This window comes from Nocardiopsis sp. iso_25 (assembly GCF_056173305.1).
In genome coordinates this window covers 6,307,369-6,320,982 of sequence record NZ_CM149667.1, presented here as the reverse complement: position 1 = coordinate 6,320,982, position 13,614 = coordinate 6,307,369, and the positions used below count along the sequence as shown (strand labels likewise).

The 13,614-nt window shown below is 73.6% G+C and carries 9 protein-coding genes; 7 read left to right on the top strand and 2 right to left on the bottom strand.

Translation table 11 applies throughout. From position 1 onward, the window contains the following. Positions 1-99: 99 nt before the first annotated feature. Both AC0VX6_RS27280 and AC0VX6_RS27275 read left to right on the top strand, forming a co-directional pair. Complete coding sequence (locus tag AC0VX6_RS27280) at positions 100-2,208, top strand: catalase (RefSeq protein WP_475466769.1); 2,109 nt, start codon at positions 100-102, stop codon at positions 2,206-2,208. Positions 2,209-2,309: 101 nt separating this feature from the next. Further along, positions 2,310-3,275 (top strand): TIGR03557 family F420-dependent LLM class oxidoreductase, encoded by a 966-nt coding sequence (locus tag AC0VX6_RS27275; RefSeq protein ID WP_274975335.1) that lies wholly within the window; start codon positions 2,310-2,312, stop codon positions 3,273-3,275. Positions 3,276-3,403: 128 nt separating this feature from the next. Here the strand turns inward: AC0VX6_RS27275 and AC0VX6_RS27270 are convergent, their stop codons facing one another. Both AC0VX6_RS27270 and AC0VX6_RS27265 read right to left on the bottom strand, forming a co-directional pair. Continuing rightward, complete coding sequence (locus AC0VX6_RS27270; RefSeq protein WP_475466767.1) at positions 3,404-4,159, bottom strand: MerR family transcriptional regulator; 756 nt, start codon at positions 4,157-4,159, stop codon at positions 3,404-3,406. Between the two features lie 159 nt (positions 4,160-4,318). Beyond that, a complete protein-coding gene (locus AC0VX6_RS27265) occupies positions 4,319-5,662 on the bottom strand; it encodes a cytochrome P450 family protein (RefSeq protein WP_274975333.1) in 1,344 nt (447 codons plus the stop codon). A 387-nt stretch (positions 5,663-6,049) separates the two neighbouring features. Here AC0VX6_RS27265 and AC0VX6_RS27260 point away from each other — a divergent pair, with 387 nt between their 5' ends. The 5 genes from AC0VX6_RS27260 to AC0VX6_RS27240 are packed head-to-tail and all read left to right on the top strand — an operon-like array spanning position 6,050 to position 13,599. After that, positions 6,050-7,297, top strand: a complete 1,248-nt coding sequence (locus tag AC0VX6_RS27260; RefSeq protein WP_274978273.1) for an SWIM zinc finger family protein — start codon at positions 6,050-6,052, stop codon at positions 7,295-7,297. After that, on the top strand, positions 7,294-8,796 hold the full coding sequence (locus AC0VX6_RS27255; protein ID WP_475466765.1) for a DUF5691 domain-containing protein: 1,503 nt from the start codon (positions 7,294-7,296) through the stop codon (positions 8,794-8,796). The genes AC0VX6_RS27260 and AC0VX6_RS27255 overlap by 4 nt, the downstream gene beginning before the upstream one ends. After that, positions 8,793-9,908, top strand: a complete 1,116-nt coding sequence (locus AC0VX6_RS27250) for an ATP-binding protein (RefSeq protein WP_212642292.1) — start codon at positions 8,793-8,795, stop codon at positions 9,906-9,908. The genes AC0VX6_RS27255 and AC0VX6_RS27250 overlap by 4 nt, the downstream gene beginning before the upstream one ends. Then, positions 9,908-12,430 (top strand): DUF5682 family protein, encoded by a 2,523-nt coding sequence (locus AC0VX6_RS27245; RefSeq protein WP_475466762.1) that lies wholly within the window; start codon positions 9,908-9,910, stop codon positions 12,428-12,430. Before AC0VX6_RS27250 ends, AC0VX6_RS27245 begins: the two co-directional genes overlap by 1 nt. Then, positions 12,427-13,599: a VWA domain-containing protein gene (locus AC0VX6_RS27240; RefSeq protein ID WP_274975330.1), complete on the top strand. Its 1,173-nt coding sequence runs from the start codon at positions 12,427-12,429 to the stop codon at positions 13,597-13,599. The genes AC0VX6_RS27245 and AC0VX6_RS27240 overlap by 4 nt, the downstream gene beginning before the upstream one ends. Positions 13,600-13,614 lie beyond the last annotated feature (15 nt).

Genomic DNA, 13,614 nt, shown 5'->3' with positions numbered 1-13,614 from the left:
AAAAGGCGGTCAACCACGTTTGCCCCGAACGGGCGTCGGTCAGGAGGAACCGGAGGGAGACCTCGGCACGTGGTACCCGCAGATCGACGGAGGCCTGCTGTGAGCACTGAAGGACGTGGGGGAAGCGACGGGCGCGACGGCAAGGACCGCCAGCTCGACGCGGCCAGGACCGACTCCGACCAGCCCCTGACCACCGAGACCGGTGTCCGGGTGGGCGACACCGACAACTCGCTCCGGGCCGGGGCGCGCGGCCCGACACTGCTGGAGGACTTCCACGCCCGGGAGAAGATCACCCACTTCGACCACGAGCGCATCCCCGAACGGGTGGTGCACGCGCGCGGCGCGGGCGCCTACGGCCACTTCCGTCCCTACGAGGGGCTCTCCGATCTGACGGCGGCCCACTTCCTGAGCGGCCCCGACGTCACCACGCCGGTCTTCGTCCGCTTCTCCACGGTCGCCGGGTCGCGCGGATCCGCCGACACGGTGCGCGACGTGCGCGGGTTCGCGGTGAAGTTCTACACCGAGGAGGGCAACTACGACCTCGTCGGCAACAACATGCCGGTCTTCTTCATCCAGGACGGCATCAAGTTCCCCGACTTCGTCCACGCGGTCAAGCCCGAGCCCCACAACGAGATCCCCCAGGCGCAGTCCGCGCACGACACCCTCTGGGACTTCGTGGGCCTTCAGCCCGAGACCACGCACATGATGATGTGGCTGATGTCGGACCGGGCGATCCCGCGCAGCTACCGGACGATGCAGGGCTTCGGCGTCCACACGTTCCGGTTCGTCAGCGCCGAGGGCCGGGGCACCTTCGTCAAGTTCCACTGGCGGCCCCTGCTCGGCACGCACTCGCTGGTCTGGGACGAGGCGCAGCGCGTCCAGGGCAAGGACCCCGACTTCAACCGGCGCGACCTGTGGGAGGCCATCGAGCGCGGCCAGTACCCCGAGTGGGAGCTGGGCGTGCAGCTGGTGCCGGAGGAGGACGAGCACGCCTTCGACTTCGACCTGCTGGACGCCACCAAGATCATCCCCGAGGAGCAGGTCCCGGTCCGCCCGATCGGAAAGCTGACCCTGAACCGGAACCCGGACAACTTCTTCGCGGAGACGGAGCAGGTGGCCTTCCACACCGCCAACGTGGTCCCGGGCATCGACTTCACCAACGACCCGCTGCTCCAGGCCCGCAACTTCTCCTACCTGGACACGCAGCTGCTGCGCCTGGGCGGCTCCAACTTCCAGCAGATCCCCGTCAACCGACCGGTGGCCCCGGTGAGCAACAACCAGCGGGACGGCTTCGCCCAGCACCGCGTGCACCGGGGCGGGACCTCCTACCACCCCAACAGCCTGGGCGGGGGCTGCCCGGCCCTGGCGCACGGGGAGGGCGTCTACCGCCACTACACGGAGAAGGTCGAGGGCGACAAGATCCGGGTCCGCAGCGAGAGCTTCGCCGACCACTACTCGCAGGCCACGCTCTTCTACAACAGCCTCGCCGGGTGGGAGCGCGAGCACGTGGTGGAGGCCTTCCGCTTCGAGCTGGGCAAGTGCGAGGAGCTGGAGGTGCGCCAGCGGGTGGTGACCAACCTCAACCACGTGGACCACCGGCTGTCCGTCCGGGTCGCGGAGGGGATCGGCGTCGAGCCGCCGGAGCGGGAGGCCACGCCCAACCACGGCCGCTCCTCGCCCGCCCTGAGCCAGCTCAACACCGCGTTCGGCTCCGTCGTCGGCCGCAAGGTGGCCGTCCTGGTCGCGGACGGGGTGGACGAGGCCGCCGTCGACGCGTTCCGCGAACCCCTGATCGGGGCGGGGGCCGTGGTCGAACTCCTCGCGGCCGCCGACGGCTCGGTCCGGACCTCGCGGGGCGGCGTCGTCACCGTCGACCGGGCCTACTCGACCGTCTCCTCGGTGCTCTACGACGCGGTCGTGGTGACCGGCGGCCCCGACGCCGCCCGGACGCTGGCGGGCGACGGGCTCGCGCGGCACTTCGTGCTGGAGGCGTACAAGCACCACAAGCCGGTTGCCGCGGTCGGCGCGGGGACGGAGCTGCTCGCCCCGCCGCTGCCGGAGGAGCTGGCCGGGCCCGTGGACGCCCTGCGGGTGGAGCTGGGCGTGGTCGCCGCGCCGGACGCGGGGGAGGCGGGTGTCGCCGAGTTCACGAGGCTGCTGGGCGAGCACCGGTTCTGGGACCGGCCGACGGCGTCCGTGCCCGCCTGACGGGGCCCGCCCGACGGGTCCGCCCGACGGGGAACGGCCGGGGCGTCGGGTACGGGACGACCGGCACGGAGCGAAGGCGTAACGAAGGGAGAGAAGACGAGATGAAGGTGGGCTACAAGCTCTTCGCCGAGGGTTTCGGGCCCCGCGAGATCGTGGAGCAGGCGGTCCGCGCCGAACAGGCCGGGTTCGACTTCGTGGAGATCAGCGACCACTTCCACCCGTGGCTGTACAGCCACGGCCACTCCGGGTTCGTGTGGTCGATGCTCGCCGCCATCGCCGAACGCACCGACAGCGTCGAGCTGGCCACCGGTGTCACCTGCCCGATCCTGCGGGTGCACCCGGCGATCGTCGCCCAGGCGGCGGCCACCACGGCCATCCTGTCCGAGGGGCGGTTCACGCTCGGTCTGGGGGCGGGGGAGCGCCTCAACGAGCACGTGGTGGGCCAGGGGTGGCCCAACGCCACCCGGCGCCACGAGATGCTGCGCGAGGCGATCCAGATCATCCGCCTGCTGTGGTCGGGCGGCTACCACTCCTACGACGGCAGGTACCTGACCCTAGAGGACGCCCGGGTCTTCGACCTGCCCGAGGAGGCGCCGCCGATCGTCGTGGCCGCGGGCGGCGAGCAGGCCGCCCTGCTGGCCGCCGAGGCGGGTGACGGCCTGTTCTGCACCGAGCCGAGCAGGGAGCTCAACCGGGCCTACGAGGACAACGGCGGCTCCGGCCCCCGCTACGCCGAGGTGCCGCTGGCGTGGGCGGGCAACGAGGACGCTGCCCTGGAGTCGGCGCACGAGCTGTTCCGCTTCGCGCTCACCGGGTGGAAGGTGCAGGCCGAGCTGCCCAACCCGGTGAACTTCGAGGCGGCCACCGCCCTGATCGACAGGGACGCGATGCGCGACGTCTTCGCGTACGGGCCGGACCCGGACCGGCACCTGGAGGTGGTGCGGGAGTTCGCCTCCGCCGGGTTCGACCACCTGTGCCTGATCAACGCCGGACCCGATCCGGAGGGGTTCTTCGGCTTCTTCGAGCGGGAGCTGGCCGGACCGATCCGGGCGATGGGCGCCGGTTAGCGCGTCACCGCGAAGGCGCGCCGGGCCCGCACCCAGTGCCGTCCGCGGGCCGGAGCTCCCGCGGCGCACCGGCCGACCCGCCCGTGTCCGGGGATCCCGCGCACGGGCGCCGGCCGAGGGGCCGGGCCTCACATGGACCGGGCGTACTCGCGGAGGGAGTCGCGGACGAACGCGGCTCCCTCCGCGCTCCCGTAGAGGCCCTCGTAGTCCGGGTCCTCCACGTAGACGCGGCCCAGGTCGCACACGAGCTCGACGGAGCGCTCGCGGTTCCCCTCCGCCACCGGCGTCCCCGGGATCCGGCGGAGCCACTCCACGTGCCGGGCGGCCAGAGCCTGCGCGCGGTCCGACACGGGGGACACACCGTCCTCCCAGGCCGCGACCCACGCGGCGACCAACCGGTCTGTGTCCTGCTTCCAGTCCCTCTGCTGGCGCAGGCTCTTACCGTGCCACCAGGCGTTGCTCTCCAGGAAGGCGCGCTCCCCCCAGCGGGAGACGACCCCGTCCCGGTAGGGGTCGTTGAACCCCTCCAGCATCATCTCCAGGGAGCCGTCCCTGCCGGAGCGCCGTGCGTCGAGGGTGCGCCGCACGGACCTGATCCGCCGGTCCAAGCGGTCGCGCTCGGCCTCCAGGAGTCCGATGTGGTCGCGCAGGGCCGCCTCCTCGTCCCGCTCGCGGTCCAGCACTTCCGCGATGACGGGCAGGCTCAGGCCGAGGTCCCGCAGCAGGAGGACGCGCTGGAGCCGGGCCACCGCGGCCGCGTCGTAGTACCGGTAGCCGTTGCCGCCGACCCTGGAGGGGGGCAGGAGCCCGATGTCGTCGTAGTGGCGCAGGGTCCGGCTGGTGACACCGGCGCTGGCCGCGACCTGCTGGATGGTCCACTCCACGTGAGGCGCCCGTCCCGTCTGCTCTCCGGCGGCGGGGCCGCCCCCGGTCCGTTGTTCTCGCGGGCCCGCCACCGGCGCCGCCCGTGTCGGCCGTGCGGGGCGCGGGGCGCACGCCCCGCGCCCGCACCACCGACACTAGGAGTTGACGCTGCGGCAGGGTCAACTCCGCCCGCGCCACCAGGCGAGCAGACGGCTGAGGAGGTCGTCCTCGTGGCCCTCGTCGTCGTGGGCCCGCCCCCCCGACCGCGCCCCCGCCTCCGACTGCCCGTCCCCTCCGGAGCCGCCCCTTCCGGAGCCCTCCCGGGGGCCGAGGGCGACGGGTTCGCCCGGGGTGAAGGCCACCGGGAGTTCGCGCAGCCCCCGCAGGAACGGCGACGGGGTCCAGCGCAGGTCCTCGGGCTCCACGGCGAGCCGGAGCCCGCCCAGGCGCTCCTGGAGCGTGGTGACCGCGATCGTGGCGGTCAGCCGGGCCAGCTCGCGGGCCGGACAGGCGTGCGGTCCGGCGCCGAACATCAGGTGGGCCCGGCTGCCCCCCGCCTGTTCGCAGCGGACGGTCGGATCACGGTGGGCGGCGTCGAAGCCGATCAGCAGGGCGTCGCCCGCACGGATGTCGACGCCGCCGATGCGCATGTCCTGGAGGGCGATGCGGGCGGGCAGGATCTGGAAGGGCGTGTCGGTCCACATCACGTGGTCGAGCAGTTCGTGCACGGTCATCTGCGCGTCCGTGTAGGCGGTGCGGACCGCCTCGTCGGTGAACAGGGTGCGCATCGTGTTGCCGATGAGGTGTGTGGTGGTCTGGTGGCTCGAATTGTTGATGAGCGCGGCCTGGTGCGCGACCTCGTGGTCGCTCAGCCCCGCGGGGTGCTCCAGCATCCACGACACCAGGTCCTGGCCCGGGATCCTGCGCTTGCGGGCCACCAGTTCGGAGAAGTACTGGTGGATGCGGCCGACGGCGTCCTCTGCGCGTTCGGCGTTCTCGCTGAAGACGATGGACGTGAGGTCGCCCAGCATGTACCCGTAGCTGTCGGAGAGCCCGTACAGGCTGTTGACCACGAGCACGGGCAGGGGGTTGGCGTACTCGGAGATGAGGTCGGCCCTGCCGTCGGCGACGAAGGAGTCGACGAGCTCGTCGGCGATCCGCCGGATCGTGCGGGCGGTGGCGTTCAGGTCCACCCTGGCCAGGCTGTCCGCGATGGCCGAGCGCAGCCGGGTGTGCTCGGCCCCGTCGGCGTACAGGGCGTTGGGGCGCCAGGACAGCGCGGGCCGGGCGCAGGAGAGGTCGACGCGCCCCTCCGCCACCTCGCGCCAGCGGCGGGTGTCGCGTGAGAAGAGGTGCTGGTTCTGTAACACCGCCAGGTTCTCGTGGTAGCCCAGCAGAAGCCAGGCCCGTACGCCGGGCTCCAGTTCGACCGGTGCCACGGGTCCGTGGCGTTCGCGCAGCGCGGCCCAGAGGCCGTCGCGTCCGGTGGCGGGTGTGGTGCCGTACAGCCGTGTGTTCGTCAACGGACCGATGCCCTCTCTTCGGGGAGATGGTGTGCCGGTGCGGTGACGGAGGGGAGAAGCGGGATCGCTCATTGTAGAAGGGGCGGCGTTCTCTTTTCAACACGGCGGAGAAAGGACGCCTGCGTATTAGTGACAAACGGTATTAATGTGCTCTTTTCCTGGGGCTCCCACGCGCCGGAACCCGGGGTCGCGCGCCGGATGGAGCCGCTCCGCGGCCGGAGTCTGCCACGGGGGTGCGACAGTTCCACGAGCGTTCGCAAGGAGGTTCGAAAAGGGCGCTTTTTGTCATAGGGAGTCCGTAGTGTTCTCTGTGTGAGCGATCGATGGAGTACCGACGACGTATGGGCTCTGGCTCCGGACGCCTCCTCCCGCAAGGCCGCCCTGAAGGTGGCCAAGGAGTCGTCCTGGCCCGAGCGCGGAGCGGTCGCCGCCCCCTCCGGCGGCACCTCCGCCGTCTGGGGCGAGTGTAAGGGCAGCGGTTCCAAGCCCTACCTGGCCGCCGTCCACCTGGACGGCGCGGGCGGGACCGCCTACAAGTGCAGCTGCCCCAGCCGCAAGATTCCCTGCAAGCACGTCCTGGGCCTGCTGGCCCTGTGGACCCAGGACAGCGTGGCCGTCCGGGAGGAGCGGCCCGAGTGGGTGGCCAAGTGGCTCTCCGGAAGAGCAGCCCGCCAGGAGAAGGCCAACAGCCCGGCGGCCCCCGCCGACCCCGAACGGGCGGCCGCGACCCTGCGCAAGAGGGAGGAGGCGGTCCGGGCCGGGGTCGACGAACTCGGCCTCTGGCTGCGCGACCAGGTCGACACCGGGCTCGCCGAGGTGCCCAAGCACGGCTACGACCACTGGGACCGCATGGCCAAGCGCCTCGTGGACGCCAAGGCGGGCGGCGCGGCCTCCCTCGTCTCCCGGCTGCCCTCCGCGGCGCGCGGGGACAGCTGGCCCGAGCGGATGCTCGAACGGCTCAGCCTCCTCCACCTGCTGGTCAACGGCTACCGTGCGGGCGACGCCCTCGACGAGCGCGTCCGCGGCGCCGTCCGCTCCCGGGTGGGCATCACCGTCAAGGCCGAGGAGGTCCTCGCCACCGGTGAGCGCGTCCGCGACACCTGGCGGGTCCTGGGCTGGCACGACGCCTCCACCCTCGAAGCCGACATGCGCGTGCGCCGCCTGTGGCTGCGCGGCACCGCGACCGGGCGCGTGGCCCTGTACCTGGCCTTCGCCCGACCCGGCCAGGCGCCCACCACCCCCTTCCGGGCCGGCACCGACGTGGAGGCCGAGTTCGCCTTCTACCCCGACGGCCACCGGGTCGCCCCGGTCGGCGACGGCGTCACGACCGAGGCGGCCCCGCCCGAAGGCGGCACGGTCGTGCAGGCCCTCGACGACTTCGCCGCCTCCCTCGCCGAGGACCCCTGGCGCGACACCTGGCCGGTCGTGCTCGACCGCGCCGCCCCCGCCCACGACGGCCGGTGGTACCTCACCGACACCGAGGGCGACGCCCTGCCCCTGGCCTCCCCCGAGCCCTGGCGCCTCCTCGCGGTCACCGGCGGCCACCCCTCCACCGTCGCCGCCGAGTGGTCGCCCGCGACGGGACTCACCCCCATCACCGTGTGGGACCGGAACGGAAAGGCGGTCTCCCTGTGACCCCCGACCCCCTGGCCGCCGTGGACTCCTGGGACCGCCTGGTCTCCACCGCCCTGGTCGGCACCTCCAAGCGCTCCGTCCCCGACACCCCCGACCTGCCCCCCACCCCCGAGGACGAGGACTCCGTCGCCCTCCTGGACCGGGCGGCCCTGATCGCCGTCCGCCGCGCCGCCGGGTACGTCCCCGCCACCGGCGTCGAGCCCGTCGAGCCCGGTGCCGAGGACGAGCGCCCCGAACCCGGACAGGCCGCCAACAACCGGCTGGAGGACATCCTCACGGGACGGACCGAACTCCTCCCGGAGTGGCTCGGGCTGGTGGCCGCCTCGGGACGGCGCGTCGCGCACTCCAGCGTTCCCGCCCTCCTCGACCAGGGCGCCCGCGACAGCGAGCTGCGCCCCGCGCTCGCGGCCGCGGTCGGCACGCGCGGCCACTGGCTGGCCGGGCTCAACCCCGCCTGGTCCTACATGCTGGCCGAGTCGGTCCACGCGGACCGGTTCAGCGAGCGCGACTGGGGCTGCGGCACCCCGGGCGAGCGCCGCCGCGCGCTCGCCGCGCTGCGCGCCACCGACCCCGACCGCGCCCGCGAGCTGCTGGCCGCCGTCTGGACCGGCCTGGCCAAGGCCGACCTGCGCCGCCGCCTGCTGGAGACCTTCGCCACCGGGCTCGGCCCGGCGGACGCGGACTTCCTCGACCGGGCGCTGGACGACCGCAGCGCCAACGTGCGCGGGATCGCGCTGTCCCTGCTCACCCGGCTGCCCGACAGCGCGCACGCCGAGCGGCTGCGCGGCCACGTCCGCGCGCACGCCTCGCTCAGGGAGGACGGCGCCCTGTGGGTGGACCCCGTCCGCACCCGCGACGCCGCCGTCCACCGCGACCTGGCACTGGCCGCGCCCTCCAAGGACGACGAGAACGTGCACGAACGGGCCGAACGGCTGTGGGCGCTGCTCACCCACGCGCCGCTGGACGTGTGGCCCGGGCTGCTGGGCGCCGAACCCGCCGGGGTCTTCGAGGCGGCGAACCGGGAGGCCGTGCAGAACGCACGCCTGGTGGGCGCCCTCGTCAACGCCGTCGTGGTCCAGCGCAACGCCGAGTGGGCCAGGGCCGTCCTGGAGTTCCTCGGTTCGCGGGGCACGGGACCGGGGTTCCAGACGAGCAGGCTGCTGGAACTGCTGCCGGTCGAGGAGCGCTGCGCGTACGCCGACGGCGTCCTGACCGACAAGTCCTCCCTCAGCCGCTGGGGCGACCAGCTCCGCGACACGCCCGGCCCCTGGACCCCCGAGCTGAGCGCGCGGGTCATCGCGCGCCTGCACGCCAAGGACCGCAAGAAGGACTACCACGGCTACCGGCTGCTCTGCGAGGCGGCGGCCGTGCACATGCCCCCCGGGCACCTCGCCGACCTCCACCAGAACCCCCCGTACAACGACGCCTCCGGCGACGCCTACCTCCGGCTCCGGGACACCCTCCGGTTCCGACTCGACATGCACAGGGAGCTCAGTTGACCACCTCCACCCCCTCCATCCGCACCGACGCCGCCCAGGCCCTGCGCCCGCACGCGGAGCAGACCTACTCCGCGGAGCTGGAGGCGCTGGCCAAGGCCGACGACCGGCAGCGGCCCCCGGGCTGGAAGCTCTCCCCGTGGGCGGTCACCCAGTACCTGCTGGGCACCACCCTGTCCGACGGCACCGAGATCAGCGCCAAGTACATCGGCGCCCGCCGCGTCGTCGAGGTCGCCGTGGCCACCCTGGCCACCGACCGCGCCCTGCTGCTCATCGGGGTCCCCGGCACCGCCAAGACCTGGCTGTCCGAACACCTGGCCGCCGCGGTCTCCGGCGACTCCACCCTGCTCGTCCAGGGCACCGCCGGAACCTCCGAGGAGGCCGTCCGCTACGGCTGGAACTACGCCAGGCTCCTCGCCGAGGGCCCCTCCGAGGCGGCCCTCGTGCCCAGCCCGGTGATGACCGCCATGTCGCGCGGCTCCATCGGCCGCATCGAGGAGCTCACCCGCATGCCCTCCGACGTGCAGGACGGCCTCATCACCGTGCTGTCGGAGAAGGCCCTGCCGGTGGCCGAGCTGGGCGTCGAGGTGCAGGCCCAGCGCGGCTTCAACATCATCGCCACCGCCAACGACCGCGACCGCGGCGTCAACGACCTGTCCAGCGCGCTGCGCCGCCGGTTCAACACCGTGGTGCTGCCCGTCCCCGACAGCGCCGAGGACGAGGTCCGCATCGTCACCCAGCGGGTGGAGCAGCTCGGCCGCGCCCTGGACCTGCCCGAGGTGCCCACCAGCCTCACCGAGATCCGGCGGGTGGTCACCGTCTTCCGCGAGCTGCGCTCGGGGGTGACCGAGGACAACGGGACCAAGGTCAAGTCGCCCAGCGGCACGCTGAGCACCGCCGAGGCGATCTCGGTGATCACCAACGGCATCGCGCTGGCCGCGCACTTCGGCGACGGGCAGCTGCGCCCGGCCGACGTGGCCGCGGGCATCCAGGGCGCCGTCGTCCAGGACCGGGTGTCCGACGGCGTGGTGTGGCGCGAGTACCTGGAGACCGTCGCGCGCGGGCGCGACGGCTGGGGCGAGTTCTACCGCGCCTGCCGCGAGGTGGGCGCCTGATGGGTCGGCCCCGACTGGACACGAGCGGGCTGCACGTCCTGGGCGTGCGGCACCACGGCCCGGGATCGGCCCGGGCCGTCCGGGCGGCGCTGGAGGAGATCAAACCCGACGCCGTGCTGATCGAGGGACCGCCGGAGGCGGACGCCCTCACCTCGCTGGTGGGCGAGCTGGAGCCGCCGGTGGCGCTGCTGGCCTACCTCGCCGACACCCCCAAGGGGGACGAGCCGAGGGCCGGCGAGGGCTGGGCGTTCTGGCCCTTCGCCAGCTTCTCCCCGGAGTGGGAGGCACTGCGCTACGCGGTGGAGAACGACGTGCGGGTGCGCTTTTGCGACCTGCCCGCCGCGAACACCCTGGCCGAGCGCGTCGCCGAGGCCGAGGAGCGGCGCCGGGCCGCGGAGGAGGGCGCCCGCGCCGAGGAGGATTCCGGGGAACCGGGGTCCGACGGGGTTCCCGGGAACACCGAGGTGCCTGAAGCCGGTGGGAACACCGGGACCGGAAGCGGCGACGAGGACCCCGGGACCGGCGGGAGCACCACGGCCCCCGAGGACATCGGGACGGCCGGAGCCGGTGCGGCTGCCGCGGCACGGGAGACCGACGGGACCGGGGCCCCGGAGGCCGCGGACGGGACGGACGGCGGCGAGGTCGGCGAGCCGGAGCGGATCCGGCTGGACCCCCTCGGGGTGCTCGCCGAGGCCGCGGGCTACGACGACGCCGAGCGCTGGTGGGACGACGTCATCGAGCAGCGCCGGGACGGGGAGCCCTCCCCGTTCCCGGCGATCGCCGACGCCATGGCCGCCGTCCGCGCGGAGTCCGGCCCCGAGACGGAGCGCGACGCGCGCCGGGAGGCGTACATGCGCCAGACCCTGCGCGCCACCCTCAAGGAGGGACACGAGCGGATCGCCGTGGTCTGCGGCGCCTGGCACGCCCCCGCGCTGCGCGACCTGGCCGACTACCCGATCAAGGAGGACACCGCCCTGCTCAAGGGCCTGCCCAAGGCGAAGGTCACCGCCACCTGGGTGCCGTGGACCCACGGGCGCCTGGCCGCCTCCAGCGGTTACGGCGCGGGGGTCGCCGCCCCCGGCTGGTACCACCACCTGTTCACCGCGCCCGACCTCCCGGTGCACCGGTGGCTGACCGACGCCGCCCGGATGCTCCGCGAGGAGGGGCTGGCGGTGTCCTCGTCCCACGTCATCGAGGGCGTGCGGCTGGCCGAGGGCCTCGCCGTGCTGCGCGGGCGTCCGCTCGCCGGACTCGACGAGGTGGCCGAGGCGCTCACGGCCGTCCTGTGCGAGGGCGAGCCCACCCGGGCCGCCCTCGTCCACCGCCGGATGTCCGTCGGCGAGCGGATGGGCTCGGTGCCCCCGTCCACGCCCATGGTCCCGCTCCAGCGCGACATCATCGCGATCCGCAAGCGCCTGCGGCTCAAGGCCGAGCCCTTCGACAGCGACCTCGACCTGGACCTGCGCAAGGACAGCCAGCGCGAACGCAGCGTGCTGCTGCACCGGCTGCGACTGCTCGGTGTCGAGTGGGGCGTTCCGCGCACCCCCGACGGTGGGCAGAAGGGCACCTTCCGGGAGTCGTGGCGGCTGCGCTGGGACCCCGACATGGACGTGGCGCTGATCGAGGCCAGCCGGTGGGGCACCACCGTCGCGTCGGCGGCCACGGCCCGGGTGGCCGACCTCGCCGAGGACGCGGCCCTGCCCGCGCTGACCTCCCTCACCGAGCAGTGCCTGTTCGCGGACCTGGGCGAGGCCCTGCCCCGCGTGCTGTCCCTGCTCACCGACCGCGCGGCCACCGACAGCGACGTCACCCACCTGATGGAGGCGCTGCCGCCGCTGGCCCGCTCCGCCCGCTACGGGGACGTGCGCGGCACAGACAGCGCCTACCTGAGCACGGTCGCCGAGCAGATCCTGCGGCGCGTGTGCGTCGGGTTGGCACCGGCCGTACACGGTCTGGACGACGACGCTGCGGAGCGGTTCGTCCGGCACATCGACGCCACGCAGGGCGCCGCCACCCTCCTGGGCGGGGAGGGCGCCCGGGCCTGGACGGCTGCCCTGGCCGCCCTGGCCGTGCGCGACACCCTGCCCGGCCGCATCGCCGGGCGGGTCAACCGGATCCTGTCCGACTCCGGGCTCGTGGACGCCGACGAGCTGCGCCGCCGCCTCGGCCTGGCGATGTCCCCGGGCGCCGAACCCGCCTCGGCCGCCGCCTGGCTGGAGGGGTTCCTCCAGGGCAGCGGGCTGATCCTGGTGCACGACGACCGGCTGCTCGGGCTGATCGACACCTGGCTGCTCTCCCTGCCCGAGGAGCGCTTCACCGCGGTGCTGCCGCTGCTGCGGCGCACCTTCGGGGCCTTCAACGGCCCCGAGCGCCAGGAGATCGGCTCGGCCGCCCTGCGGCTCGGGACGGCGCCCGCCGCCGACCGGACCGCTCCGGCCCGCGTGGACGTGGACGCCCGGCGCGCGGCCCCGGCCCTGGCCACCGCGCTGGCCATCCTCACCGACGGAAAGGTGCGCACATGAACGCCGTGGACGAGCGGGAGCGCCGCTGGAGGCTCGTGCTGGGCCGGGAGGCGCAGTGCTCCGGCGGGGTCGGGGCCTCCGGCCTCAGCGCCGCCGACCAGGGGATGGACGGCGCCCTGGAGGCGCTCTACGACAGCGTCGGCCCCGGCAGGAGCAGCGCCCAGCGCTCCGCCGGGCTCGGCGGCTCGGCTCCCCGCGTGGCGCGCTGGCTGGGCGACATCCGCGAGTACTTCCCGTCCTCCGTGGTGCAGGTGATGCAGAAGGACGCCATGGACCGGCTGGGGCTGCACCAGCTCCTCCTGGAGCCGGAGATGATGGAGGCCGTGGAGCCGGACGTGCACCTGGTGGGGACCCTGCTGTCCCTCAACCGGGTGATGCCCGACCAGGCCCGCGAGTCCGCCCGCGCGGTGGTGCGCCGCGTGGTGGACGACCTGGAGCGCCGCGTGGCGCAGAAGACGCGGTCCCTGGTGCAGGGGGCGATCGACCGGTCGTCCCGCACCCACCGACCGCGCCGGGTGGCCGACATCGACTGGAACGCCACCATCCGCCGCAACCTGGCCCACTACCTGCCCGACCACAACACGATCGTGCCGCAGACCCTGGTGGGGTACGGCCGCCGCAGCCGGGGCGTGCAGAAGGACGTGGTGCTGGCGATCGACCAGAGCGGTTCGATGGCCTCCTCGGTGGTCTACGCGAGCGTTTTCGGCGCGGTGCTGGCCTCGATGAAGACCCTGCGCACGTCGCTGGTCGTGTTCGACACCGCGGTGGTGGACCTGACCGAGCAGCTGACCGACCCGGTCGAGGTGCTGTTCGGCACGCAGTTGGGCGGCGGCACGCACATCAACAAGGCCATCGCCTACTGCCAGGGGCTCATCACCAAGCCGAACGACTCGGTCTTCGTGCTGATCAGCGACCTGTACGAGGGCGGTGTCCGAGCGGAGATGCTGAGGAGGGTGGCCGCGATGCAGGCGGCCGGGGTCCAGGTGGTGGTGCTGCTGGCGCTGTCGGACGAGGGCGCGCCGTTCTACGATCGACAGAACGCGTCCGCGCTCGCCGAGATGGGGGTGCCCGCGTTCGCCTGCACCCCCGACGCGTTCCCCGAGCTGATGGCGGCGGCCATCCAGGGGCAACCCCTCACGTCCTGGGTCGAGAAGTACCAGGACGCCTGATCCGGGCGGGCGGGG